This window comes from Paenibacillus turicensis, from assembly GCF_050461185.1.
GTDB lineage: Bacteria > Bacillota > Bacilli > Paenibacillales > Paenibacillaceae > Fontibacillus > Fontibacillus turicensis_A.
Window position 1 is genome coordinate 481920 of the sequence record NZ_JBCMOR010000005.1, and the last position, 25924, is coordinate 507843.

The 25924-nt window shown below is 39.5% G+C and carries 25 protein-coding genes; 15 read left to right on the top strand and 10 right to left on the bottom strand.

Translation table 11 applies throughout. The features are described 5' to 3' along the window. Nucleotides 1-260: 260 nt before the first annotated feature. From racE to ABE099_RS04315, 5 genes are all read left to right on the top strand, one after another. Complete coding sequence (gene racE, locus ABE099_RS04295) at nucleotides 261-1076, top strand: glutamate racemase (RefSeq protein ID WP_430030450.1); 816 nt, start codon at nucleotides 261-263, stop codon at nucleotides 1074-1076. 318 nt (nucleotides 1077-1394) lie between these two features. Next, nucleotides 1395-2021 carry a TraX family protein gene (locus ABE099_RS04300; RefSeq protein WP_430027703.1) on the top strand — a complete coding sequence of 209 codons (627 nt, stop codon included), beginning with the start codon at nucleotides 1395-1397 and terminating at the stop codon, nucleotides 2019-2021. A gap of 813 nt (nucleotides 2022-2834) precedes the next feature. Continuing rightward, nucleotides 2835-3722, top strand: coding sequence for a M14 family metallopeptidase (locus tag ABE099_RS04305; protein WP_430027705.1), 888 nt, complete (start codon nucleotides 2835-2837; stop codon nucleotides 3720-3722). 106 nt (nucleotides 3723-3828) lie between these two features. Then, the gene (locus tag ABE099_RS04310; RefSeq protein ID WP_210089567.1) at nucleotides 3829-4131 is read left to right on the top strand and encodes a HesB/IscA family protein; all 303 of its coding nucleotides are present in this window, start codon (nucleotides 3829-3831) and stop codon (nucleotides 4129-4131) included. Nucleotides 4132-4158: 27 nt separating this feature from the next. After that, nucleotides 4159-4413: a DUF1450 domain-containing protein gene (locus ABE099_RS04315; protein ID WP_210089566.1), complete on the top strand. Its 255-nt coding sequence runs from the start codon at nucleotides 4159-4161 to the stop codon at nucleotides 4411-4413. Between the two features lie 140 nt (nucleotides 4414-4553). Here ABE099_RS04315 and ABE099_RS04320 read toward each other — a convergent pair whose 3' ends face one another. Continuing rightward, complete coding sequence (locus ABE099_RS04320) at nucleotides 4554-5699, bottom strand: THUMP domain-containing class I SAM-dependent RNA methyltransferase (RefSeq protein ID WP_430027708.1); 1146 nt, start codon at nucleotides 5697-5699, stop codon at nucleotides 4554-4556. A 103-nt stretch (nucleotides 5700-5802) separates the two neighbouring features. Here ABE099_RS04320 and ABE099_RS04325 point away from each other — a divergent pair, with 103 nt between their 5' ends. Next, nucleotides 5803-6432 (top strand): O-methyltransferase, encoded by a 630-nt coding sequence (locus ABE099_RS04325; protein ID WP_430027710.1) that lies wholly within the window; start codon nucleotides 5803-5805, stop codon nucleotides 6430-6432. Nucleotides 6433-6690: 258 nt separating this feature from the next. Here the strand turns inward: ABE099_RS04325 and ABE099_RS04330 are convergent, their stop codons facing one another. Further along, complete coding sequence (locus ABE099_RS04330; protein WP_430027712.1) at nucleotides 6691-7902, bottom strand: MFS transporter; 1212 nt, start codon at nucleotides 7900-7902, stop codon at nucleotides 6691-6693. Nucleotides 7903-8031: 129 nt separating this feature from the next. On the opposite strand from ABE099_RS04330, the gene hemE reads away from it, so the two are divergent. The 8 genes from hemE (at nucleotide 8032) to ABE099_RS04370 (ending at nucleotide 17398) form a co-directional block, all read left to right on the top strand. Continuing rightward, a complete protein-coding gene (gene hemE / locus ABE099_RS04335; protein ID WP_430030452.1) occupies nucleotides 8032-9078 on the top strand; it encodes a uroporphyrinogen decarboxylase in 1047 nt (348 codons plus the stop codon). Between the two features lie 96 nt (nucleotides 9079-9174). Further along, nucleotides 9175-10131: a ferrochelatase gene (hemH, locus tag ABE099_RS04340; RefSeq protein WP_430027714.1), complete on the top strand. Its 957-nt coding sequence runs from the start codon at nucleotides 9175-9177 to the stop codon at nucleotides 10129-10131. Between the two features lie 3 nt (nucleotides 10132-10134). Further along, nucleotides 10135-11556, top strand: a complete 1422-nt coding sequence (gene hemY, locus ABE099_RS04345) for a protoporphyrinogen oxidase (RefSeq protein WP_430027716.1) — start codon at nucleotides 10135-10137, stop codon at nucleotides 11554-11556. A 176-nt stretch (nucleotides 11557-11732) separates the two neighbouring features. Continuing rightward, complete coding sequence (locus ABE099_RS04350) at nucleotides 11733-13091, top strand: CapA family protein (RefSeq protein ID WP_430027718.1); 1359 nt, start codon at nucleotides 11733-11735, stop codon at nucleotides 13089-13091. Between the two features lie 49 nt (nucleotides 13092-13140). Next, nucleotides 13141-13869: a glycerophosphodiester phosphodiesterase gene (locus ABE099_RS04355; RefSeq protein ID WP_430027720.1), complete on the top strand. Its 729-nt coding sequence runs from the start codon at nucleotides 13141-13143 to the stop codon at nucleotides 13867-13869. A gap of 38 nt (nucleotides 13870-13907) precedes the next feature. Then, entirely contained in the window at nucleotides 13908-14546 is a 639-nt protein-coding gene (locus tag ABE099_RS04360; RefSeq protein WP_430027722.1) for a fumarylacetoacetate hydrolase family protein, read from the top strand. Further along, nucleotides 14543-15370, top strand: coding sequence for a DUF92 domain-containing protein (locus ABE099_RS04365; RefSeq protein WP_430027724.1), 828 nt, complete (start codon nucleotides 14543-14545; stop codon nucleotides 15368-15370). The genes ABE099_RS04360 and ABE099_RS04365 overlap by 4 nt, the downstream gene beginning before the upstream one ends. A gap of 99 nt (nucleotides 15371-15469) precedes the next feature. Further along, a complete protein-coding gene (locus tag ABE099_RS04370; RefSeq protein ID WP_430027726.1) occupies nucleotides 15470-17398 on the top strand; it encodes an ABC-F family ATP-binding cassette domain-containing protein in 1929 nt (642 codons plus the stop codon). Between the two features lie 63 nt (nucleotides 17399-17461). On the opposite strand, the gene ABE099_RS04375 is transcribed toward ABE099_RS04370, so the two are convergent. The 8 genes from ABE099_RS04375 to ABE099_RS04410 form a co-directional block, all read right to left on the bottom strand. Further along, on the bottom strand, nucleotides 17462-17911 hold the full coding sequence (locus tag ABE099_RS04375; protein WP_430027728.1) for a DUF1569 domain-containing protein: 450 nt from the start codon (nucleotides 17909-17911) through the stop codon (nucleotides 17462-17464). Between the two features lie 23 nt (nucleotides 17912-17934). Further along, nucleotides 17935-19326 (bottom strand): aldehyde dehydrogenase, encoded by a 1392-nt coding sequence (locus tag ABE099_RS04380; protein ID WP_430027730.1) that lies wholly within the window; start codon nucleotides 19324-19326, stop codon nucleotides 17935-17937. Nucleotides 19327-19360: 34 nt separating this feature from the next. Then, nucleotides 19361-19663 (bottom strand): ArsR/SmtB family transcription factor, encoded by a 303-nt coding sequence (locus ABE099_RS04385; RefSeq protein WP_210089552.1) that lies wholly within the window; start codon nucleotides 19661-19663, stop codon nucleotides 19361-19363. Nucleotides 19664-19784: 121 nt separating this feature from the next. Beyond that, complete coding sequence (gene serS, locus ABE099_RS04390; protein WP_430027733.1) at nucleotides 19785-21062, bottom strand: serine--tRNA ligase; 1278 nt, start codon at nucleotides 21060-21062, stop codon at nucleotides 19785-19787. 417 nt (nucleotides 21063-21479) lie between these two features. Further along, nucleotides 21480-22517, bottom strand: a complete 1038-nt coding sequence (locus tag ABE099_RS04395) for a M42 family metallopeptidase (RefSeq protein ID WP_430027735.1) — start codon at nucleotides 22515-22517, stop codon at nucleotides 21480-21482. 48 nt (nucleotides 22518-22565) lie between these two features. Beyond that, nucleotides 22566-22892, bottom strand: coding sequence for a LapA family protein (locus ABE099_RS04400; protein WP_430027737.1), 327 nt, complete (start codon nucleotides 22890-22892; stop codon nucleotides 22566-22568). Between the two features lie 87 nt (nucleotides 22893-22979). Continuing rightward, nucleotides 22980-24767 (bottom strand): oligoendopeptidase F, encoded by a 1788-nt coding sequence (gene pepF / locus ABE099_RS04405; RefSeq protein WP_430027739.1) that lies wholly within the window; start codon nucleotides 24765-24767, stop codon nucleotides 22980-22982. Nucleotides 24768-25180: 413 nt separating this feature from the next. Beyond that, complete coding sequence (locus ABE099_RS04410) at nucleotides 25181-25414, bottom strand: hypothetical protein (protein WP_430027741.1); 234 nt, start codon at nucleotides 25412-25414, stop codon at nucleotides 25181-25183. Between the two features lie 242 nt (nucleotides 25415-25656). On the opposite strand from ABE099_RS04410, the gene ABE099_RS04415 reads away from it, so the two are divergent. Beyond that, a complete protein-coding gene (locus ABE099_RS04415) occupies nucleotides 25657-25854 on the top strand; it encodes a cold-shock protein (protein WP_430027743.1) in 198 nt (65 codons plus the stop codon). The last annotated feature ends 70 nt before the right edge of the window (nucleotides 25855-25924 follow it).

Here is a 25924-nt window from a genome sequence, read left to right on the forward strand (position 1 = left end):
GTAACAGGGGTTGAAGCCACCTTCTACGCCGTAGCTGTTTCCTCGGAAGTTAGCACTAATTTTGGTTTTGAGTCATAATAATACCAAATAAATAATTTAAGTGGGGGGACCTGTAACATGGGTCTTCTTCGTTATGTTTATTTTGTTATGTTATAAAGAAAAAGGTTACTATAGGTACATTTTAGCTTGTACACACATATAGTAACACAATGAATCATTCGCACAGACTCGGATTCAACTTTATGTATAAAGGAAGCGGTATGTTCGTGGAGCAAGCAATTGCGGTATTAGACTCGGGGGTAGGGGGCCTTACAGTTGCCAAAGAGGTCATGAGACAGCTTCCTCGTGAAAAAATTATATACTTTGGTGATTCTGCTAGAGCACCTTATGGACCTCGCTCGTCACAAGAAGTAGCAGTATTTACAGAGCAAATTGTTGATTATTTAGTCCAATACAATCCTAAAATGATCGTAATTGCTTGTAATACGGCTACGGCAGCTGCGTTAAATATTATTAAGGCGAAGCTGGACGTACCAGTCATTGGCGTTATTCATCCAGGTGCTAGAGCTGCTATAAGTGCAACTAAGACTGGAAAAATTGGTGTGATTGGTACAATAGGGACAATTATTAGTGATGCTTATTGTATAGCACTAAAGGAAATCAATCCAGCTATTGAAGTGTATAGCCAAGCTTGTCCAGCTTTTGTACCTTTAGTTGAAAAAGGTTTATCAGATTCCCGGCAAGCATTAAAGATTGTAGAGGAATCTTTAGTGCAAATGCAGGAAAATCCGATTGATTGTTTAATTCTAGGATGTACACACTATCCATTTTTAAAGTCAAAGATTAAACAAGTGATGGGGGAAAAGGTAACATTAATTAGCTCTGCGGATGAAACAGCAAGGGAGATTAGTGCGGTTCTCCATCAAAAAGGACAATTAGCATCAGGAAATCATATCCCTGTTCATCAGTTCTTTTGTAGTGGGGATGCTGAACTATTTCAAAAAATTGCTATCTCATGGCTAGGGGATCAGATCAAAATTACACCAGTCGTATGGCAAGTACCGGAATGTTTATAATTTTTAATATAAACTTGGATGTTAACCTTTGAAGTGTATCTTCAGAGGTTTTTTTCATTTATTATAAATAATGAGCTTTCTTAGGCTCAATATAGTAATCAGTGCTTGACAATGTTTGGGGTGGGAGGCTACGTAGCAGAGAGTGGTTTATGCTCTCGAAGTATCTTTCTTACAGAAAGATTGTACCGCTATCGCTTTTCCACCATCTCTCTGCTCATCCGCTTCGTTTGCCTATTGTCAAGCACTGATTTTAAGGTTGAGCCCTTTTTTATAGATAAAAATTGTAGGATGAAATTTGTTTATTTTGGAGGATTATAAATGCAATGGATTGCGATGCTTACGATGTTAATTGATCATGTCGGCGCCATTTTTTTTCCTGGACAAGCTGGTTTAAGGATAATTGGCAGAATTGCTTTCCCTATTTACGCATATGCATTAGTTCAAGGCTATCTATATACCTCTTCTCGTCCCAAGTATTTACTGAGGTTGATTGGACTCGCGCTTGTTGCCCAGCTCCCATTTCAGCTTGCCTTAGGGATTAAAGGCTTAAATGTTATTGTGACATTATGCTTATGCTGTGTAGTGTTACACCTTCTGGATAAGTTTAAAAGCACTACGCTTGCTATGGGGGTTACAGTTACTTTTGCTATCGTGATGGAATGGATACCGATGGATTATGGTGCCTACGGCTTATTTCTAGTACTTATTTTTCGTTATTTAAAATCATGGGAGATGGTTTTTGCACATTTCATACTAAATTTAATCTTTTGGTGGTCCCATGGCTGGTTTATTCAGCTAGCAAGTATTGTTCCAACGGTATTTATCGCTTATGGGTCGTTGCTGTGGCATAAGCTGGAGCAAAGGACGACGCCTCGCTGGTTATGGAGGGGGTTTTATCCTGCACATTTGGTGGTCTTGGCGATGATTTCATATTTCTTGCGGTAAGTAGGAAGTAAAAAAATAAGTACATGACAACATAAGAGGGATAGTTGCTGCGTTCCAGAGAGTTCTTACGACCGTGTTAAAACCCAATTCCCTTGATTAGAATAATTAATTGATGGAATTTGGTTTTAAGAGACGCTCTTCAGAATCTCTCTGTCTCTCCGCTAACGTGGGTGTGTTGTCAATTACTTATTTTAAAGAGCACCTACTTAAGCGATTCATGAAATACTTCATCATGCTTAAGACGGAGATAAACGTGCAGGTATAAAAGGGGAGTGGGAGTAATTGAAACATACAACAACGATAGAAGCTGCGTTCCAGAGAGTTCTTACGACCGTGTTAAAACCCAATTCCCTTGATTAGAATAATACATTGATGGAATTTGGTTTTAAGAGACGGTCTTCAGAATCTCTCTGTCTCTCCGCTAATGTGGGTGTGTTGTCAATTACTTATTTTAAAGAGCACCTACTTAAGCGATTCATGAAATACTTCATCATGCTTAAGACGGAGATAAATGTGACAGGGATAAAAGGGGAGTGGGAGTAAAAGTAATTGAAACGTACAATGATGATTGAGGCTGCGTTCCAGAGAGTTCTTACGACCGTATTAAAACCAAATTCCCTTGATTAGAATAATTGATTGATGGAATTTGGTTTTAAGAGACGCTCTTCAGAATCTCTCTGTCTCTCCGCTAATGTGGGTGTGTTGTCAATTACTTATTTAAAAGAGCACCTACTTAAGTGATTCATGAAATACTTCATTCATGCTTAAGACTTAGAGTTATTACTATTCATGCTCAGGAAGGGGAAATGTGTCATGAATAAAAAAAGAGTAGTGGAAGTACAGGATGGGTATCGCTATGAGGATTTAATCCTTCATATTGATCAATTAACAAAGTTGTATCCTTGTCTACATTTAACGTGGATTGGTCACAGTGTACTTGGAAAAAGAATTCCTGCATTACAATTAGGGACTGGAACTGAGCAGGTACACATTAATAGTGCGGTGCATGCTAATGAGTGGATTACAACCCCGCTTTTGCTAAAATTTATGGAGGATTTAGCTAGAGCATGGTGTGACGGAAAGCCAGAGAGCCTAGGCTTACTTTCTCGGATTTCTATTTGTGCAGTTCCTATGGTGAATCCTGATGGTGTGGATTTGTCCCAAGATGGCTGGAATGAGGATACAGCTGATTTGCCACTAACTAAGTGGAACCAAGGAAAAAAAGACTTCTCACATTGGAAAGCAAATATTCGCGGTGTTGACCTTAACGACCAGTTTCCTGCCTATTGGGATGAGGAGGTTGCCCGAAGAGGAGTTTATGCTCCTGCCTCTCAGGATTATGCTGGAAAACATGCACTAAGTGAACCGGAGGCGGTTGCATTAGCAAGATTAACGATAGAAAAGAACTTTGCTAGGGTGTTATCTATACACACACAGGGCAAAGAGCTTTATTGGAACTATAGAGACTTGGAGCCAGCCTATAGTAGTGAATTTGCAGAGCGAATGGCTGAAGCTGGGGAGTATAAGGCAGTTGCTTTAACAGGAAGTGACGCAGGGTATAAGGACTGGTTTATTGCTAAATTTAAACGTCCAGGCTTTACGCTTGAAGCAGGAGAAGGCGTTAACCCCTTACCGTTGACACAATTTGATCACATTTATGAGGAAATTGAACCTATTTTGCTGACATTTGTACAGGGCTAGTTGTGGCAAACATGGGGCAAAGGTGGGATAAGTATTGCAGGATAGGACACGTTTCTTTACAATAGTAATGATAGCTAGCCCAACTATGTGATAGGAGAGAAACGTGATGAGTATAAAAATTACCCGCAATGCGGCAAAGGTTATAAAAAAAGAATTAGATAAGGAAGAAAATAAAGGTCTAGTGCTAAAAGTGTTTATCACTCATGCTCATGGAGATCATGCTCATTATGGTATGGACCTAGTGAAGCCAACGGATAAGGATCATGTCGTTTCAACAGATAAAGAGATTGATGTTATTTATGATCCAACACAAGATTTGCTTGAAGGTGTAAAAATAGACTATTTGTATTTCCCAGAAGAGGGTTTTGTGATTACGAATCCTTCTAAAGGAAACCATGGCGATCATTAAAGCCTTGGCAAAAAGAAGGGATTAATAATGGCAAACGATATACGTATATGTGATAAATGCAATTTTATCCGTTTAAAAACGATGGTTCCTAAGTTACAAAAAATGGCGCCTGATGCTGAGATTAAAATCGGCTGCAAATCCTATTGTGGGCCTTGTGGAAAGCGCGCTTTTGTATATATAAATGGAAGATATGTTAGCGCACCAACAGAGGATGAAGTGATTGAGAAGGCAGCGCCATTTGTGAAGAAGCCAAAACCTTTTAATCCTTTAAAGGATGAATAAAAAGGTAATATATAGAAGATGAATTATAAATAGAGGTATCCCCAAAGCACCATAGAATGGTTGGCTTGGGATACCTTTTATTATGCTGTAAAGAAAATGGGGATGAAAAAAGAGACAATGGCAAGCATTGCCTCTCTTAATTAATGACGTGGGGGTAATGGACCTAAAAATTGTAGGTATTGACACTCGATACGACCATTAAACAATTTACGTCTTTTGTCTGCCTTGCGATTAAATATCTTTTCAAAATGTTCTGTAGGTGTAATTGCAAAGAAAGACCAAGTTGGTAATTCAGCAGTTAATCTGCCTAACTGTGTAATGAGCTTGCGTACCTCCCGATCATCACCAATACGTTCTCCATATGGAGGGTTGGTAATAAAGCAGCCGTAATCCCCCTCAGGTTGGACTTGGATGGCTGGAATGTTCAAAAATTTGATTTCCTTACCGAATCCAGCACTTTTTGCAGAAGCTTGAGCAATTTCAATCGCTGCAGGATCAATATCGCTGCCTGTAATGTTAAGTGGAATATCATCTTTAACAAGGTCAAACGCTTCTTCACGTGCTTGCTGCCATAGCTGTTCAGGAATGACAGACCACTGCTCAGCATTAAAGGTACGACGCAAGCCAGGAGCAATATTCCATGCAATCATGGCAGCTTCGATTGGGAGTGTCCCTGATCCACAGCATGGATCATAAAAAGGACGTGCAGGGTTTTGATTCCAACGGCTTAGCATGATAAGTGCCGCCGCCATCGTTTCTTTTAATGGTGCCTCTAAAGCATGTTTGCGGTAACCACGCTTATGTAGAGAAGGACCTGTAGTGTCTAGCGTAATGAGTGCCTGATCCTTGAGTAAATTCACCTCAATGACATATCTTGCACCAGTTTCGTCAAACCAATCGACATGGTGTGCAAGCTTTAGCTTCTCAACGACTGCTTTTTTCACGATCCCTTGGCAAGCAGGAACACTGCTTAGCTGAGATTTAAGCGAACGGCCTTCTACTGGGAATTCTCCATCCTCAGGAATCCATTCCTCCCATGCAATGGCTTTGGTTCCTTCAAATAATTCATCAAAGGTTAAAGCCTGAAATTGGGCCATTTTAATCAAAATACGATCAGAGGTGCGTAGCCATAAATTACAACGACAAATGTCAATTAAGTCACCTGTAAAGTTTACGCGTCCATTTTCTACAGAAGTATCGTGATACCCTAAATCCTTTAGTTCACGTGCGACTACAGCTTCAAGTCCCATGGGACAGGTAGCAATTAAATTGTATTTTCCAGACATAATGATAGAATCAACTCCGTTTAACTTGTGGGAAAGACATAAAAACCATACAATTCAGTATAGGACAATGTTCACGTATATACAATCGAGAGGAGCAATATTTATGAAAACGCCAGAACAATATGGCGATGAATTATATAAAAAGGATGAGATGCTGGAGCAAGTGAGGGCCTCCATCGTTGAGCAAGGCATTAATGATGTATCGATCACAGCAAGTTATGGTCGATTGCTTACGATGCTTGTTCGAGCTAACTCTGCAACAGCCATTCTTGAAATTGGTGCGTTAGGTGGCTACAGTGGAATTTGCCTCGCTCGTGGACTTAAAACACATGGACAAATTGTATCTCTGGAAATTAGTGCAGACAATGCAAAGCTTGCTCATAGCAACATGGCTAAGGCGGGTTATGGAGACATTGTTACGTATCATATTGGCCCTGCCATAGATAGCTTGGAGAAGCTGGCCCAGCAAGGAAAAAGGTTTGATTTTTTCTTTATTGATGCAGATAAACTCAACTACCCTAACTATTTAGAATATGCAATCTCACTGGCTAACCCTGGTGCAATTATTGCAGGAGATAATACCTTATTACGTGGTAGAACCTTAAATCAGGATAAAAATGGTCCTGCTGTACTTGCGATGCGTCAGTTTAATGAAATGATTGCACGAGATGAACGGCTGATGAGCGCATTTTTACCTTCCTATGATGGGTTAGCCTTGGCTCTAGTTAAGTAGGATGAGGATGAAGGTGTATCGTTAACAAAAAAATCGTAAATTAAGGAATTGCAAAAAATTTGACTTCCAGTCGCTGTTATACTCAAAAGTGTATGATCTTATCTTTACAATGTGCAATTTTGAGTATAAGAGGCTTCTTCCAGTTCAAATTTTTCTCCATTCCTAATTTTATTTACGAGATATAACTTGTTAACGATACCCCTTATAAGGAAGAGGGGATTAAAAAGAAAAGCAAAGCTAATACACAGCCCTATCTTCCTAATGCACAGCCGCCTTATTATATTTGCCATAGAGCTTCATACGCGCCCATAACGTATTTCCAAGCAACAATATGCCTGAGATAATAAATATCCCTTCAATGCCAATGTATACCGCCAGAAAACCACCTACAAGTGAACCTAACATATTTCCTAGTGCCAATGTGCTGGCGTTAAAGCCAAATGCACGACTTTCCATTCCATCTGGTGTGTAATGCCGAATGAGTGCATTCACACTTGGCAACAAACCACCCATGAAAATTCCCATAATAAGTCTAATTAACAACAGCTGCCACACGGTGTGCACAAATGCTTGGGGAATTAATGATGCGGCTGCTCCAATCAAGCATATGGTTAGAATACGATGTGCACCAAGTTTATCACTAAGCTTACCAAGAAACGGGGAAGTAATCATATTAGAGATACCCGTAACGGCTACTGTAAATCCTGCCCACAAGGCTGCATTTTGAGCAAGCCCATGAAGTTTTTCAACATATAAGGGGAGAATGGACATCGGACTAACCATAGCGAACTGCAGTAAAAAAGTAATCGTAAATAATACAATGAGCTGTGGTGTTTTATTAAGCTCACGAAAACCTGCAATTACACTGACCTGCGGAGTATGACTTGCCTCCTCACGATCAAAATTTTCTTTAACGAAAAACAAGGCAAGTAAAGAAGCGACTAATATCAAGGCACCCGTAATATAAAATATAGGACGATAACCGATATTATCAGCAAGTAATCCACCAATGAGTGGGCCGAGAATGGTACCCGCAACCGAACCGGATTGTACCGTTCCCATGGCAAAGCCCATCCGATTTTCGGGTGCAGTGCTAGAGACCAGGGAGACTGCTGCGGGATTAAAGCCTGAAATGACACCATTTAATAGCCTTAACCCTAGTAAATGCCAAGGTGCTGTAGCTAGTCCCATTAATGAGGTGACAATCGCCATTCCAAAGCCAGAGCGTAGGAGCATGACCTTCCGTCCATATTTATCAGCAAGCTTACCCCAGATCGGTTGGAAAATAAAAGAGGTGGCGAAGTTTGCTGCAAATATGGCACCAGCCCATATTGTAATTTCTTTTTCATTAAAGACATTCAGGTCTTTTGCTAAGTAGAGCGATAAGAAAGGAATAATCATCGTCATGCCTGCATTAACGAGGAAAAGTCCAAACCATATAATAGCTAAATTTAATTTCCAAGTTTTCAAAAAATTCACTTCCTAGGTGTCATAGTTTTGTCATGTTCTCATTGTCAATGATGGTTGTTACTGTCTTTCAAAAAGGGCATAATATAAATTAGGCGAAATTATGAATATTGGAGGCCTTTTAGCATGTCAATGTCAACTCATAATCATTTTATTGCAGCATGTCGTAAAGAGCAGGTAGATCAAGTTCCAGTCTGGTATATGCGTCAGGCAGGCAGATACGACCCTGATTATCGTAAAATAAAAGAAAAGTACACATTACTTGAAATATGTAAACAACCTGAACTTGCAGCTGAAGTAACGATGATGCCTGTTAAAAAGCTTGGTGTAGATGCGGCAATCCTTTATTCAGATATTATGAATCCGGTTGCTTCTATCGGAATTGATTTCGATATTGTAAAGGACGTTGGTCCTGTTATACATAATCCGATACGCTCTAAGCAGGACGTTGATGCCTTAAAGCCGATTCAGGTCGAGAAGGATCTAGGACATATTTTAGAAACAATATCTATATTGGATCGTGAGCTTGATGTGCCTTTAATTACATTTGCTGGTGCACCGTTTACGATTGCAAGTTATTTAATTGAAGGACGTCCATCTAAAAATTATATCCGAACAAAAACGATGATGTACAGTCAGCCACAACTGTGGTATGCCTTGATGGACAAGCTTGGAAGTATGGTTGCCGAATATATGAAAGCCCAAGTTCGTAGTGGTGGTAAAGCGTTACAGCTATTTGATAGTTGGGTAGGTGCCTTATCCCCTCATGATTTTGAACTTTTTGTGTTACCGACAATTACTTCTATTTTTGCCGAACTTGCTGAGCTTGATGTACCTAAAATTTATTTTCCAGGAGTTAGCTCTGGTGAGCTTCTACCATCGTTAGGTCATTTACAGGCAGATGTGATTGGACTTGATTGGCGAGTATCAATTTCGGAGGGGCGCCTTCGTACAGGCGGAGCGTTTGCAATGCAGGGGAATTTGGATCCATATGTACTAACTGCACCTATTGATGTAATAAAAGATTATGCAAAGCGTATTATTGATGATGGCATTAAGGAGCCTGGCTTTATTTTCAACTTAGGACATGGCTTGTTTCCAGAAGCGTCCTTGGATAAGTTAAGAGAGCTTACTGAGTTTGTTCAATCCTACTCTAGCGAAGCGTTAAAGGGGATCTGATCTCAATCATAACGAAACAAATTAAGATATAACCTATGACTGGTTGACTATATATTTTGGTGATTCATGAATAAAATGAAGCTTGGAGGAATGAATTTGAGTACAAAAAATGGCGAAAAAATAGGCGTTTTAGTGATGTCTTATGGGACTCCTGTCAGTATGGATGAAATTGAATCGTATTACACGCATATCCGCCGAGGCAATCCACCTACCCCAGAGCAGCTACAAGATTTAACTAATCGGTATAAGGCGATTGTAGGTGGCGTTTTCCCGCTAAGAAAAAATACTGATGATCAAGTCCAGGCATTACAGGATGCTTTAAATCAAAAAATGAGTGAAGCTGATATTTCATTTAAATGCTTTCAAGGACTCAAGCATGCACCACCATTTATTGAAGATGGTATTAGTAACATGCATGCAGAGGGAATTACTCAAGCGATTGGCATTGTGTTAGCTCCGCATTACTCCATCATGAGTGTTGGAAGTTATATTAAGCGTGCTGAGGCACGGGCCAAAGAACTAGGCATCACGATGAGCTTCGTCCATAGCTATCATTTACATCCAAGCCTAATTGAGGCACTTGCTATACGTGTGGAAAGTAAGCTAGCTTTATTTGCAGAAGCAGGGGCATTACGGGATGATGTGAAGGTGTTGTTTAGTGCACATAGCTTGCCTGCAAGAATACTTGAGATGGGTGATCCGTACCAAGATCAGTTGCTTGAAACGTCGAAGGCTGTTGCTGACAAGGTAGGTATTCATAATTGGCAATTTACTTGGCAAAGTGCAGGGCGTACAGCAGAGCCATGGTTAGGTCCTGATATCCTTGATACACTACAGGAATTAAGTACTGAGCAAGTCGAAGATGTGCTTGTTGCTCCAGTTGGTTTTGTTTCTGATCATTTAGAAGTACTTTATGACTTAGATATTGAAGCGAAAACTGTTGCTAAGGAGCTAGATATGCGACTGATGCGGATTGATTCGCTTAATACAGACCCTTTATATATGGAGGCATTAAGCGATACCATAATAAAGATATGGGAGAAGGAATTTTAAATAATGGGTACTGATAATGAGAGTCGTAATATAGTAATTATTGGTGGGGGATTAACAGGTCTTAGTACGGCATTTTATATTAAAAAAAGCTATCAAAATAAAGGGATTGTACCTAACATTACAATCGTGGAGGCATCCAATCGTTTGGGTGGTAAAATCGAAAGCTTGCATAAGGATGGCTTTGTAATTGAAAAAGGACCGGATTCCTTCCTTGCCCGAAAAACAGCTATGATTGAGCTAGCTAAGGAGCTAGAAATTGATCATGAGCTTGTTTCGATGAATCCTAATGCCAAAAAGACCTATATTGTGAAAGATAAAAAACTTCATCCGATGCCAGCAGGACTTATTCTAGGCATTCCAACACAGCTATCTGCTTTTTTAAGCACAGGGCTTATTTCTTGGCCAGGAAAGCTTAGAGCTTTGATGGATTTTGTCCTTCCACGTAAAAAGAGTACAGAAGACGAAGCTTTAGGTGCTTTTATTTCTAGAAGACTAGGACCAGAAGTGTTGCAAAATTTAACAGAGCCATTATTAGCGGGCATTTATGCTGGAGATACCCACCATCTAAGCTTAAAGGCAACCTTTCCGCAATTTGGCGTTATGGAGCAGCAGCATGGTAGCTTGATTAAGGGAATGTCTTCGGGGAAAAAGACACCCACCCCTATGGAGACCCATACAGGGACAAAAAGAAGTATGTTTTTGACCTTCCGTCAAGGATTGCAAAGTCTCATTCATGCGCTCATTCATGATCTTGCGGATACAACTGTGAAGTTAGAAACCAAAGCAACAGCGATCCATGAGTTAGAATCTGGATATCAGGTGGAAACCGATCAGGGTGAAATGTTGCCTGCAGATGATGTTGTCATTACTACTCCAGCGTTTGCGGCATCTACTTTATTAAATCCTTACATCGATGTTACAGTGCTAGATCAAATCAATTATGTTTCTGTGGCTAATGTCGTGTTAGCTTTTGATAAAAGTGATCTTCAAGGCTTATTTGATGGTTCAGGTTTTCTTGTTCCACGAAAGGAAGGACTTGATATTACAGCTTGTACTTGGACAGGGGTAAAATGGCTACATACCTCACCTGAGGATAAGATGTTATTGCGTTGTTATATTGGTCGATCCGGTCAGGAGCAAAATGTATTTTTGCCAGATGATGAGTTAATTGCGCTTGTTCGCCGCGATCTTAAAGCGTTAATGAATATTACAGCAGAGCCACTATTCACTGAAATTACAAGATTACCAGAGTCTATGCCACAATACCCTGTAGGCCATGTGGAGAAAACAGCTCAACTTAGAGCACAATTGTCAGTACGTTTGCCACATGTACACATTACTGGTGCTGCATTTGATGGTGTCGGCTTACCTGACTGTATCCGCCAAGGGAAGGAACTGGCAGAGCAGATGGCTAATCAGCTATAAGGTTAGTAGATAAAAGGTCATAGGTTATTAGAACTAGAGAGGCAATTGGTAATGAACAATTATGTTCATTATTAATTGCCTTTATGCGTGAGAGTTCTACTTATGATCAAGAATTTGATATAATATAGACTCAGTCTTAAAACATGAAGTAATTTTAGGGTTAAAGGGGTAATCTGATGCAGACATCAAGAGCAGAACGAAATAAAAAGAAAAAGAAAATGGATAACTCTCTGCAAAATAAAATTTGGGTCACACTTAATCTTTCTTTGATTACAGCAATTATGTTTCTTGTGACTTATTTTTTAGCGGGCGGAGAAATATTTGGGAAAACTAGAGCGGACTTTATCAATGGTACGAATTCTCAAAAAATAGAGCAACCACAAGCAAATGTACCATCAAACACTTCCCAAAACACACCGAGCAATAGTGAACTCAACTCTAACAATAAGACAGAAGAGACAGCTGTGCCTAAAGAAGAGGAAAAGAAGGAGGATCAGCTTTTATTTCATTTTGCTGGGGATACGATGTTTTCTGGACGTGTCGCTGAAAAGTTAAAAATTGAAGGCAACGATTTCCCATTTCAGCACGTTAGCAGCATTTTTCAGAATGATGATCTTAGCGTGTTAAATTTAGAATCACCGATTACAACAAGAGGGACAAATGCAGAAGATAAGCAATATGTTTTTGAATCCTCTCCAGACATTACACCTTATATGGCTAAAGCAGGCATTGATGTCGTGAATCTTGCTAATAATCATATATTAGATAAAGGGAAGGACGGCTTGCTGGACACCTTTTCACATCTCGATGACAACAAAATTTCTTATATCGGTGCAGGGAAAAATAAAAAAAGTGCATACACTCCTGTTTATGTGGAACGTAAAGGAGTTAAAATTGCATTGCTTGGCTTTAGCCGCGTGTTGCCAAAGATGGAATGGGCGGCAGGGACATTTAGTGCTGGTGTAGCGGAGATGTACAATCCGAAGCTAGCACTTGAAGCAGTGGAAGAGGCACGCAAGGAAGCGAATCTTGTTATAGTGGTCACCCACTGGGGACGTGAGCGTGTAACGAAGCTTCAGGATCATCAAAAGGAGCTCGCTCATGCATTAGTGGATGCGGGCGCTGACCTTGTTGTTGGCAGTCATCCTCACGTGTTGCAAGGAATTGAGCAATATAAGGGGAAATGGATTGCATATAGCATAGGTAACTTTATATTTACGAAAAGTAAGACCGTGGAGACGTGGGAAACTGCTGTACTACAAGTAAAGGCGAACAAGGACGGAATTGTTTCGGCGAAGCTGATTCCTTATGTAACGGGAATTGGTCAACCTATTCCAATGGAAGCAGAGCAAGCGCAAAAGATGTTTAAACGAGTAGAGGGCTTATCACCAGGCGTTACTATTAACAATGAAGGTGATGTGCAATCAACCACTGGAGGAAACAATCAAGCTGATACCAATACAAAAAATGAGAATTCAACTAACTCCATTGATAACTTTGACAACACACCAGATGACTCAACAGATTCAGATTAATTGGACTTTGAAATAGATGAAAACCATTCATTTTGGAGGTGTTTTGCCGTTGAACAACCTATGTGTAGCACATCGAGGTTATTCAAGCTTGGCTCCTGAAAATACAGCGGCTGCGATTTCACTAGCCATGTCATTTCCTTATGTACAATGGGTTGAGGTAGATGTACAATGCAGTATTGATGGTGTACCTTTCCTCATTCATGATTATACCCTTGGACGCACTACTAACGGGCGTGGAGAGGTAAAGGACAAAACATGGGCAGAATTACAGCAATTAGATGCAGGAAGCTGGAAGGGGAAAGCCTATCAAAATGAGAGGTTGATTTCTCTTGATCAATTTTTGGACTTGATTTGTGGACGACTACAGGCAAATATTGAAATTAAGACGCATAATAACTTATATCCTGGAATTGAAGTCAAAGTGATCGAGGCTATAAAAAAGAGACAGATGGAGCACGATGTTGTATTAACTTCATTTGATCCAAACAGCTTATCTAGAGTAAAAGAAATTGATCCATATATGCCAACGGGATTAATTATAGATAGCAATCCAAACGATTTGTTATTACGACTACAGCTTTTAAAGTGTTCCTTTTTATCTATTAACTATCGCCATGTTGATGCAGCCCTTATTGAAAGTATGAGAAGTGCAGGCATAACTATAATGGCATGGACGATCGATGATAAAAAAAGCATGATACGGATGAAGGATTTAAGTCGTGACATTATGATCTGTACGAATGAGGTAGCACTGTGGGGAGAGGTTTTTCAAAACTAATATTGATTACTTAAACTTAAAATGGGAAGTGACTACACTTGAGCTCAACGATTGCAAATGTATATTGTGTTGGAAGAAATTACGCACTACATGCCAAGGAATTAGGAAATGACATTCCTGAGGAGCCGATGATTTTCTTAAAGCCATCCCATGCGATTGCCCCAATGAAGGGGAATATGGTGCAACTTCCTCATGGCGTAGGTGATATTCATTATGAGGCAGAGCTAGTAATAAAAATTGCTCGTCCTTATGAAAAAGGGATGACTGTGGATGAACTTGTTGATGTGATGGCGTTAGGAATTGACTTTACCTTACGTGACGTACAATCTGTGCTAAAGCAAAAGGGACATCCTTGGTTAAAAGCTAAAGGATTCCTTCAAGCAGCACCAATGTCTCATTACATCGCTTTTGATGGTGTGGAGGATGTGAAGAAGCAGGATTTTAAGTTGCAAAAAAATGGAATACTTGTGCAGCAAGGAAATATTTCAAATATGATCTTTTCCTTACAGGAGATTGTTGATTATATTGGTGAAAATTACGGCCTAGGTGTAGGGGATCACATTTTTACAGGCACACCTGCAGGTGTAGGTGCAGTTCATCATGGTGATCATTTAGAATTAATATACGGTAATAACTCCTTAGGAGATTGCCATATTTCAATTGAGCAAAAATCATGATCCTTAAGTTTGTTGTTGGTGCACTTGGGGCTTTTTTTATTTCAGTTTTGGCGTTTTGGAAAGGGTCCTTATCCTTTTCAGGTATGCTGGCTGCGATAGTGATGGGCACTATTTATTATGGTGCTGGTAATAGCTTTTGGTTTGGGCTTTTGTTGTTATTTTTTATTACGTCGAGTCTTTTCTCTAAATTTAGAGGTGAACGTAAAGAAGAATTAGAAAAGTCCTACGCCAAGAGCAGCCAAAGAGATGCCATTCAGGTATTTGCCAATGGTGGACTAGGCATGTTGGCTTGTCTAGCCTATGCTATTTACCCACTTGATTTTTTTATTTTGTTTTTTGTGGGGAGCATGGCGGCGGTTACCGCAGATACATGGGCAACGGAGTGGGGAGGACTAAGTCGCTCACAGCCGATCTCGATTGTAACGTTCCGTAAAGTACCTGCAGGTACTTCCGGAGGGGTTTCTGGATTAGGAACGTTAGCCACGTTTGTTGCTGCTGCGATGATTGGTATTGCTGGTTACTTGCTGTTGTTATGGACAAACATGAATTTATTTAGTCTATCACAGCTGTCTGTGCTGCAATGGCTGTTTATCGTTGTTATTTCTGGTGTTATTGGTGCTTTTGTGGATTCATGGTTAGGTGGAACTGTTCAATTTATGCAAAAATGCACTGTATGTCACAAAGAAGTAGAAGTAGAAGTTCACTGTGACACAGCGACGGTACATTTACGGGGTTGGCGTTGGCTTAACAATGATGCAGTTAATTTAATAAGTGCAGCAATCGCTGGAATAGTTGCTTGGGGGCTGTACTATATCGTAAGCTAGTGACTACTAGATGCTACATTAAATCGCTTTGAGCTTACTTATTGGTCGATCTAAAATTTAAGAAGAGTCTAAGTCTGTTGTATAGAGTAGGAGATTAATGTGAATATATTAACAATTGAGCAGGTAAGCAAAAGCTATGGGGAAAAGGTTTTATTTGGGGATGTTTCCTTTGGGATGGATGAAAACGATAAAATTGGTGTCATTGGAGTAAATGGTACAGGTAAATCTACTTTTTTACGTGTTATTGCAGGTTTAGATGAACCTGATTCGGGTACTATTTCCATTAATAACGATGTGCGTATTAATTTTCTTCGGCAAAACCCAGACTTTGATCCAGAATCTACAGTATTGAAGGCTGTTTTTGAAGGTGGAGATCATTCGTTACAGGTTGTGGCGGCTTATATGGAGACGATGGAGAAGCTTAAGCTTAACCCAGATGATGTACTGCTACAAAAGGATATGACAACATATAGTACGCAAATGGATGCTTTACAGGCTTGGGGATTAGAAAGTGAAGCTAAAAGTATTTTGTCCAAGCTAGGTATCCAAGATTTCACGCAAAAAATGGGGAGCTTATCAGGTGGACAGCGGAAAAGAATTGCCCTTGCTTCTGCACTAATTTTGCCGTCGGAATTGCTCATTTTAGACGAGCCTACCAACCATATTGATAATGCCTCGGTATCATGGCTTGAGAACGTATTGTCGCGTCGTAAGGGCGCCTTGCTTTTAATTACGCATGATCGTTATTTTTTAGATCGTGTATGTAATGTCATGTTAGAAATGGATCAAGGCAGATTGTTCCGTTATGAAGCAAATTATAGCCGCTTTTTAGAGCTGAAGAGTGAACGTGAGGAACGGGAGGCTTCCTCTGAGCAGAAGCGTAAAAATCTGTTTCGTACTGAGCTAGCTTGGATTCGTCGTGGTGCTAAGGCAAGAACTACGAAGCAAAAGGCGAGAATTGACCGTTTTGAGAAATTGAAAAATGAAAAACATGAATTTAAGTCAGATCAGTTAGATATTTCAGTTGCTTCTACACGACTGGGCAAACAAATTATCGAGATTCATGATTTACATAAGGAGATCGCAGGTAAAACCCTTATAAATGGATTAACGTATATTGCTGTTCCAGGGGACCGGGTTGGGATTGTTGGACCTAATGGTAGTGGTAAATCTACGCTATTAAATATGATTGCAGAGTACATTCAGCCTGATGCAGGTGAAATTATTAAAGGTACCACTGTAAAGCTAGGTTATTTCACGCAAGAGCATCAAGAGATGGATGGCAAGCAACGTGTGATTGAATATATTAAGGATGAAGCTGAGGTAGTGACCACTGCGGATGGCTCAAAAATCACAGCTGCACAAATGCTAGAACGCTTTTTGTTTTCGCCAACGATGCAATGGACTCCGATTGAGAAGCTGTCTGGTGGGGAAAGACGAAGATTATATTTATTACGTGTGTTGATGTCTTCGCCTAATGTATTGTTACTTGATGAGCCAACAAATGACCTCGATATCGGCACCCTTACTGTATTAGAGTCTTATTTGGACGAATTTCCTGGTGTAGTGTTTGTTGTGTCCCATGATCGTTATTTCCTAGATCGTACCGTAGATAAAATTATGGCGTTTGAAGGTAAAGGTAACATTGCGGTGCATGTTGGTGATTATTCTGATTATGAAGAACGGATACAAGCGGCTGTAAAGGAAAGGGAAGCCACGCAAAAAATGGAGGCATCCACCAAGACAGCAAAAGTAGATACTTCCTCAGCTAGTGGCACGTCAACAGCAAAATTAAAATTTAGCTTTAATGAGCAACGTGAATATGAGCTTATTGATGAGCAGATTGAGCAAGCTGAACAAAAGATCGCGCTTATTGGGCAAAATATGGAGCTTGCGGCAAGTGATGCGATGGAGTTGTCTCGCCTGATGGGGGAGCTATCCCAAGCAGAAGCAGAGCTAGAGCATCTGATGGAGCGTTGGACTTATTTAAATGAGCTAGCAGAGCAAATTGAGCAGCAGAAGAAGTAATAAAGGTTAAAAAAGGTGACATACAGCTGTCACCTTTTTTTGTTGCAAAATTAGGTTTAAGTATTAATAATCTAACTCGCTAAAGTGATCGGCAATGTGCATAGCAAAGTATTGATCGTATTCTGCTTTTGTCAAATTTCCAAACAGGAGATGGGGCTTCAAAGCACCTGTGTAGTTTTGAAACGTTTCAATGGTATCTAAAAGCTTCTGAATGCTATCCTGTGGGGAGAGTTCAACCTCAAGTTGATCTGCTCCAGGAACATGAGCGGTCAAGCTATGGCTCATAAATCCTTGGCGTTTGAACTTGCGATAAGCAATTTTCCCAATTGTATTGCGGATGAATGGAGACTTCATAACAGGATATCCAGTTATAGAATAGTTAATAGTTTGGGCGCAGTGCAGGCAGATTTCTGAAATATCCCAGTTTGGTGTATTTACAGTTTTAGATTGTTTCAGGCGTAGAAGCTCCTGTTTGGCGTCCTCTAGGGACAAAAGTTTTAATGCTTGTTTCACTATCGGGTTCCTCCTGCACAAAGTTATTTTAAAAGTTTTCGTATCAGATTAAGCTTATTTCCATAAGGCGGAAAAATGATTCCAATGTCAAAACGTGTGCTTTTTTTTAATATACTTTTGGAGTGGGTAAAAAGTTCAAAACTATATTTTCCATGATAAGCGCCCATACCGGAGTGCCCAACACCACCAAAAGGCATGTGGTGATTTGCAGTATGTGAAATCGTGTCATTGACACAGCCGCCACCAAAGGAAATTTGGCTTAGTACTTGTCTCTCTATGTTTTTATCCTCCGTAAATATATATAAGGATAGTGGTTTAGGATGCTCCCGAACCATTTGAATTGCATCGCTAATTTTGTCATATGACATAATGGGAAGTAGTGGTCCAAACAACTCATCTTGCATAGCGCTATTCTCCCAGGAAGAAGCTTCTATTAAGGTGGGTTCTATAAACAAAGAATCCTTCTGATAATGTCCACCGTATAAAATATGATCTTGTTCCTGCTCAATAATGGAGGCTAATCGATCAAACTGACGCTCATTCACAATTTTTCCATAATCATTACTGTCCACGGCAGAATTATTATAAAATTGCTTAAGCACTGCTTTTATTTTTTTAACAAGTTCATCATATATGCTACTGTCTACTAATACATAGTCGGGTGCGATGCAGGTTTGTCCCGCATTAAGAAATTTTCCCCAGACGATACGTTTTGCAGCCAAATCAAGATTGGCAGTGGAATCGACAATGGCGGGGCTTTTTCCGCCTAATTCTAAAGTGACAGGAACTAAGTTTTTTGCAGCGGCTTCCATTACAATTTTTCCTACTGGAACGCTCCCTGTAAAAAAGATATAGTCGACGGGCGCATGGATTAGTAAAGAAGTTTCATCTCTACCACCTTGAATTACGCAAATATATTCTTTTGCAAAGGTTTCTAGTATAAGTTGTTCAATAACGGCACATACATGCGGTGTGTTTTCAGAAGGTTTCAGAATGACACAATTTCCGCCAGCTATAGCCCCGAGTAGTGGTTCAATTAGCAACTGGAAGGGGTAGTTGAACGCGCCTATGATTAGAACTGTTCCATAAGGCTCCTTAATAATAAAGCTTTTAGATGGCTGAAGATGGAGGGGCGTTTTTACTTTTTGCGGTTTTGCCCACTTATTAAGGTTTTTTATTAAATAGCGAATACTATGATAAACAAATCCAATTTCTGTGACATAAGCTTCAAATTCGCTTTTTCCCAAATCCTGATATAACGCATCTGCGATTTTATTTTCATAACGATGAAGCACATCATTGAGTTTTTTTAGCTGTTCTATCCGAAATGAAACACTTTGGGTAGACCCTGTATAATAGTAATCTTTTTGTAGCTTTAAAAGGCTATTTAGCTTTTGTTCATTTAGCTGTTCCATTTTTTTCTCCTCTCGTGAACGAGTCAGTTTAGACTTAAATACAGTCGCGCTCCAGAAGTTCTGTCAGTTGTTTAAGTAACTCTACAGCAGGTTTTAAGGACAAGGAGTAGAATCGCTCTGTTCCTCGTTTCTCCATATGAACCAAGTCTTGCTCCCGCAACAACTTTAGATGATGGGAAACAGCAGGTCTGGATAATACGGACTGCTCTGTAATCTCGCCCACTGTTAAAGCGTCATGCTTGCTAAGTAGTAATAAAATATCTTGACGATGTGTATCTGCCAATACTTGAAAAACTGGAATACACTTACGGAAATGTTCTAACGCTTCTTTAGCCATAACAACCTACCTTCCAATATGTTTAAACATTTAAACGTTTGAGTATTATATTACTTTATCTTATATTTTTAGTCAATTAAAAAAGAGCTTACACGATTGTGCAAGCTTTATTATTACTTTCTTATAACTTGATATACTCTAATCCCTGTAAATAGGGTCTTAACGCTTTAGGAATATAAATGGATCCATCCTGCTGTTGGTGATTTTCTATTAAAGGGATTAAAATCCTTGGTGTTGCTACTGCAGTATTGTTTAGCGTGTGACAGTATTTAGGTTTACCATCTGTATCTAAATAGGCGATGTTTGCTCTACGAGCTTGGAATTGCAGCAAATTGGATGAAGAGTGAGTCTCGCCATAAGCTTGTCGGCTTGGCATCCATGTTTCAATGTCATATTGCTTAAACGTTTTTTGTGACATATCTCCACTACATACGGCCATTACGCGATAAGGTAACTCTAATAATTGTAATAGCTCCTCAGCGTTACGCGTTATTTCCTCATGTAACTGCTGAGACAATGCAAGATCATCCTCACAAATAACCACCTGTTCTACCTTACTAAACTGATGTACACGATATAGCCCATTCGTATCTCTACCTGCTGAGCCCACTTCACTACGGAAGCAAGTAGAAACTGCGGCGACCTTGATCGGCGCTGTTACGTCTAGCTTTTTACCACTATAGTAGCTAATTAAAGGGACTTCTGATGTCCCGACTAGCCAATAATCCTCACCCTCCAAGTGAAAGGACTGATCTTGGCCTAAAGGAAAAAATCCAGTATTGACCATTGCTTCTGTTTTGACCATAAGTGGCACATCCATAAATTCAAAGCCTCTAGCTGCAAGTAGATCAATCGCTAGCTGCTGCACTGCACGGTGTAATTTAAAGCCCATTCCTGTTAAATAATATTGCCGACTACCACTTGTTTTTGTCCCACTTGGGATATCAATCATATGGTGTAAATCACCAAGCTCAATATGGTCTTTAGCTGGAAAATCAAAAGTAGTTGGTTCTAAGTAATGTCGGAGTTCCACGTTATCCTTATCTGATTCTCCGCTTGGAGTGTCTACTGAAATAATATTAGGCACTAGCAGCATTAAAGCTTCATATTGTTGATTCGCTTCTTGCCAGCGAACCTGTACCTGCTCCAATGCTTGTTTATTTTGTTTCATTGTTTGTTTAAGCTGCTCTGCCTGGTGATTGTCTCCACCTTGAATGGCTTGATGAATTTCATTCGTGAGCGTATTACGAGTTGCTCTTAGCTGCTCTAGCTGTTGTAAATGAGTAATCCGATGATGATTTGTTGTAACCAGCTCTTTTACAGATAGTTTAATTCCTTTTGCATCAGCACTATGTTGTACTTCATCCACATGTGCTTCGATCCATTTGATGTCTAACATTTAGCACCACTCCTCAAGTTATTTTGCCTAAAAACACAAAAAACGCCCTCGTCTTTATGGGACGAGGAGCGTTTAACTCGCGGTGCCACCCAATTTGGTCTATTTTAGATTTAAAATAAACCCGCTTTGGTCTGCGATAACGGGCAGTACCGGTTAACTTGGAGGAAACTTATACAAAAGGTGTAACTAAGCCTTCTCTTAACGAAAACGCCTCAGAGTTGGATGCTCTTCAGTGGCATAATAAAAATATGTTTAAATTATTATTTGCTATAATATCAAAACTAATTCAAATATGCAATATAGACTATAATTACGATTCAAGAAAGACATTCTTTAACAGCGGTTGAAGCCACCCTCTGCAACGAAGCCTCTTACTTCCAAAAGTGCCAAGCACTCATTTTTTTGAGTCGTAATTACCTAGCCTCCAACATAAGCGGCAAGCAATTTAGTTGTGTTAAAAATCGCTTCCTTATGTGTACGCTCCATTGCATGTGAAGCATGGACGCCTGGACCAATGAGTGCAGCACGTATGTTGTGACCGCCATGTAGTGCAGCTGTTGCATCTGAGCTGTATCTTGGATAAATATCGACGACATAAGGGATTTCGAGCTGTTTTGCCAGTTCGATTAGCTTGCTAGTCATCTCATAATCGTAAGGACCACCAGAATCTTTTGCACAAATTGAAACATCAGTTTCCTTACAGCTTAAATTGTCACCAATCGCGCCCATATCTACCGCAATCATTTCATGTATGCCTTCTGGAATCCATGCTGTACCATGACCAACCTCTTCATAATTAGAGATAAGGAAGTAGAGATCATGCTGAGGAACCCAGCCCTCACGTTTGCTCGCTTCAAGTAAGCCAAACAATGCAGCTACACTTGCTTTGTCGTCTAAATGACGAGATTTAACATAACCGCTTGGTGTAAATACAGGTCTGGCTTCAAAGCTGATGTAATCACCTACACTAATTCCAAGTGCAAGTACATCCTCCTTGTTATTAACCAATTCATCGATCCGAATCTCCATATTTTCTTCATCACGTTTGTATTCACGAGCATCAGTATACACGTGAACAGAAGGATGCTTAGACAAGATGGTTCCTGTATACACACGGCCATCACGGGTATGGATTTGGCAATATTCATTTTCAATGCTATTCATCATAAAGCCGCCTACAGAGGTTAACGATAGTGTACCATGTGGTGTAATCGCTCTAACCATTGCTCCTAATGTATCAACATGAGCACTAAGCGCAATTTTGCGAGAGGAGTCTTTGCCTTTTAAGCTAAGGATAGCGCCCCCCTTTTCATTTTGAGAAAAAGATATGCCAAGCTGATCTGCTTCCGTCTTAATTTTTTTCATAATATCATGGGTAAACCCACTTGGGCTTGGAGTATCTAGTAGGACCTTTAAAAAATCAAGAATATATTGCTCATTGATTGTTATAGCCATAATGAGAACAAACCTCCTAAATTAAAAAAATAAATACATAATTAATTATTAAACAGGCTGATCGTCTTTTGGTTCTTGTTCAGTAGGGGGAGTTTCCTCTTGCACTGGTAATGTATACCCAGTTACCTCTTGAATATGTACTAATTGACTTTTCAGCGATTTTACTTCTTTTTGCAAACGATAACCCCAATAAATACCAAAAGAACCGACAATAATACCGCCTAATAAAGTACAACCCAAAATAAGCAAAATAAGAGGGAGGGATACGGTTCCAAAAAATAAATTTACGTTAACAGGATTCACGTTCATCACAGCAAAAATAGCTGTAATTAGCGCAAAGATAAGCGCAAAAATCAAAGACCATTGAATTTTCATAAATGTCACCGCCTATTGGTGTATGTGTAAAGGATAACCGCTGATCTGTACATGATTAACATGATAGATCAGCGGTTAGTTGTTTCATTACTTGCTTAATTGCTCCATTTGATCTAGCAACTCTTCAAACACACTCATTGCTTCGCGAATTGGCTCAGGAGAGGACATGTCTACGCCTGCTTTTTTCAAAATGTTGATAGAGAAGTCACTACCACCACTCTTTAAGAAGCCTAAATAACGATCAACAGCTGGTGTACCTTCTTCTAAGATTTGCTTCGAGAAGCTGGTTGCTGCTGAGAAGCCTGTTGCATATTTATATACGTAAAAGCTGGTGTAGAAATGAGGGATACGTGCCCATTCCATCTCGATGTCCTGATCCACAACCATATCTGAACCATAATATTTCACATTAAGGTCATAGTAGATTGAAGATAATGCTTGTGGTGTTAAGGATTCACCCGCCTCTGCACGCTCATGAATCAGCTTTTCAAATTCTGCAAACATCGTTTGACGGAAAATTGTAGTCCGGAATTGATCAGCATAATACGTTAACAAATACATTTTTTGCTTCGGATCCGTTGATTTTTTGAGCAAATAATCCATGAGCAAGGCTTCATTGGTTGTCGAAGCCACCTCAGCTAAGAAAATCGTATATTGTGCATCACGATATTTTAAATTCTCATCAGAGAAATAGGAGTGAAGCGCGTGACCCATTTCATGGGCAAGTGTAAACATGCTGTTTAAGTTATCTTTGTGATTAAGCAAAACATAAGGGTGTGTGCCATACGCACCCCAGCTATAAGCCCCAGTACGTTTCCCTTCATTTTCGTATACATCAATCCAGCGCTTATTAAACCCATCACGAAGCACCTTTAAATAGTTTTCACCTAATGGCTTTAAGCCTTCTTCAATCATGCCTTTAGCTTCTTCGTAAGTAATATCCCATTTGTACTCCTCAACTAATGGCGCAAATAGGTCATACATATGCAATTCATCCACACCAAGTAGCTTCTTACGCAATTTCATGTAACGGTGCATTAATGGCAAGCTTTCATGAATGGTGTCGATAAGGTTGGTATATACCTCTTTAGAAATATTGTCACCGTATAGGGACATTTCTAAGACAGAAGGGTACTTACGTACTTTAGAATAAAACATATTTTTATTTACATTTGCACTTAACGTTGCTGCAATTGTATTTTTTTGCTTTGCATACGTTGCATATACCGCTTTAAACGCACGCTCACGTACTTCACGATGAGGGCTTTCTAAAAATTGAATGTAGCTGCCATGCGTCAATTCAACCTCTTTGCCATTTTCATCTTTGATTTTAGGGAATTTAAGATCCGCATTGTTAATCATGCCAAAAATGCTTTGAGGTGCTTGAGACAAGTTGCCAACCTGTGCCAGTAAGGCTTCTTCTGTTTTTGTTAAGATGTGAGCTTTTTCACGTTTAATTTCTTCTAACGTAAATTTATAATCTGCTAACTCTGGATTTTGAATAAAAGCGTCTAGCTCATTTTCAGGCAAGGATAAAATTTCTGGTGTAATAAAGGATAATGCTTCGCTAATTTCCACGCTTAATTTTTTCGCTTTTTCTACGAGTGCCTGATATGTAGGGTTGGTTGTATCCTCGTCATGATGAAGGTGAGCATACACATATAAGCGTTCAATTTGTAGTGATAACTTATCCTCTAATTCAAACACTGCCTTCAAATTTTGAGCATTATTTAGTTTTCCCTCATAATTAGCAGCATCAGAGTAAGCTTTTTTTAAATCGTTGTAGCTTTGATCCCAAGCTTGTTGGTTTTCAAATAGATCCTCTAGTTTCCATGTGTTCTCTTGTTTAACCTCTGAACGTTTTAAAGTACTCATTGTCGTCCTCCTTTGTTTAGGTAGCTTATTTTGAGACATTGTAGCGCTAGATGTCATTGTTGCAGGTAGACTAGGCACCGAAGATATCAGCATACTGCAACTAAGCATTAAAGCAATAATAGCGACGTTGTTCATTACTAGGGACTCCTTTTAACATAAATTAGCCCTAGTTTGTCCTTTTATTGTACATAATATTTCTGTAGAGGTAAAAGTTTCTTCTCGTTTTGTTTTACAAGGTGAATAGTGTATATATAACCATAATAAATGCAGCGGCAATCATAAATACTGCCGCAGTTGCTAGTCCTCTTTTAAATTTAGGATGAACACTATTTTTAGTCATGAGCAATATAGCCCCTAATGCAAAAGAGGAAATTGTAAATATTACAAGATTAGAACTGTCCATATTTCACCTCTTAAATATTTTTAAAGGCTTCCATAATCTCTTCCCATTCTGCCTCACGTTCTATGTATTGTTCTTTAGGGAAACGATTTTTAGCCCATTCCATCATGGCAGGGCGGCTTAGGAAATTATGAGTTTCCTCGCCCCATTGTTCAGAAATTTCTCTTAGTACGATGTATCTACCCTGAACCTCTACTGTCATCATATTCCACTTATCTTTTTTATATATTTGATGCTTTTTCATCATCGCGTACGCCAACCTTCTTCATTATATTGTGTTGTCTTTTTTAAGAGTACAATCTTAAGAAATGATACCTTAGCCATGACGGGAAAGCAAATAAAACCTTAGGTTTGTCCACTAAAAGTTCAGGTCTATGGAACTGGTTAAAAATAAAAAGAGAGAAAAATGTCACATTGCATTGTCCCAAGTCATAGAGTATAATATGGTTATTCACCAATGATGGTGATTATTTTTAGGAGGTTGTTCATTTGAAAGGTACAGTTAAATGGTTTAACGCAGAAAAAGGTTACGGTTTTATTCAAGTTGAAGGCGGCGAAGATGTATTTGTACACTTCTCAGCGATTCAAGACGAAGGCTTCAAGACATTAGACGAAGGTCAAGCCGTAGAATTCGAAATTACTGAAGGTAACCGTGGTCAACAAGCTGCTAACGTAACTAAATTATAAGATTATTTCCTATCCAGGATGACTTATAAAGTTTAGTTCTAAGCATGATATGAAAGGCACAGCCAGGAGG

Coding starts and splice junctions, on each gene's coding strand:
- racE (WP_430030450.1), top strand. CDS start 261: ATGTTCGTGGAGCAAGCAATTGCGGTATTAGACTCGGGGGTAGGGGGC.
- ABE099_RS04300 (WP_430027703.1), top strand. CDS start 1,395: ATGCAATGGATTGCGATGCTTACGATGTTAATTGATCATGTCGGCGCC.
- ABE099_RS04305 (WP_430027705.1), top strand. CDS start 2,835: ATGAATAAAAAAAGAGTAGTGGAAGTACAGGATGGGTATCGCTATGAG.
- ABE099_RS04310 (WP_210089567.1), top strand. CDS start 3,829: ATGAGTATAAAAATTACCCGCAATGCGGCAAAGGTTATAAAAAAAGAA.
- ABE099_RS04315 (WP_210089566.1), top strand. CDS start 4,159: ATGGCAAACGATATACGTATATGTGATAAATGCAATTTTATCCGTTTA.
- ABE099_RS04320 (WP_430027708.1), bottom strand. CDS start 5,699: ATGTCTGGAAAATACAATTTAATTGCTACCTGTCCCATGGGACTTGAA.
- ABE099_RS04325 (WP_430027710.1), top strand. CDS start 5,803: ATGAAAACGCCAGAACAATATGGCGATGAATTATATAAAAAGGATGAG.
- hemE (WP_430030452.1), top strand. CDS start 8,032: ATGTCAACTCATAATCATTTTATTGCAGCATGTCGTAAAGAGCAGGTA.
- hemY (WP_430027716.1), top strand. CDS start 10,135: ATGGGTACTGATAATGAGAGTCGTAATATAGTAATTATTGGTGGGGGA.
- ABE099_RS04350 (WP_430027718.1), top strand. CDS start 11,733: ATGCAGACATCAAGAGCAGAACGAAATAAAAAGAAAAAGAAAATGGAT.
- ABE099_RS04365 (WP_430027724.1), top strand. CDS start 14,543: ATGATCCTTAAGTTTGTTGTTGGTGCACTTGGGGCTTTTTTTATTTCA.
- ABE099_RS04380 (WP_430027730.1), bottom strand. CDS start 19,326: ATGGAACAGCTAAATGAACAAAAGCTAAATAGCCTTTTAAAGCTACAA.
- ABE099_RS04385 (WP_210089552.1), bottom strand. CDS start 19,663: ATGGCTAAAGAAGCGTTAGAACATTTCCGTAAGTGTATTCCAGTTTTT.
- serS (WP_430027733.1), bottom strand. CDS start 21,062: ATGTTAGACATCAAATGGATCGAAGCACATGTGGATGAAGTACAACAT.
- ABE099_RS04395 (WP_430027735.1), bottom strand. CDS start 22,517: ATGGCTATAACAATCAATGAGCAATATATTCTTGATTTTTTAAAGGTC.
- ABE099_RS04400 (WP_430027737.1), bottom strand. CDS start 22,892: ATGAAAATTCAATGGTCTTTGATTTTTGCGCTTATCTTTGCGCTAATT.
- pepF (WP_430027739.1), bottom strand. CDS start 24,767: ATGAGTACTTTAAAACGTTCAGAGGTTAAACAAGAGAACACATGGAAA.
- ABE099_RS04410 (WP_430027741.1), bottom strand. CDS start 25,414: ATGATGAAAAAGCATCAAATATATAAAAAAGATAAGTGGAATATGATG.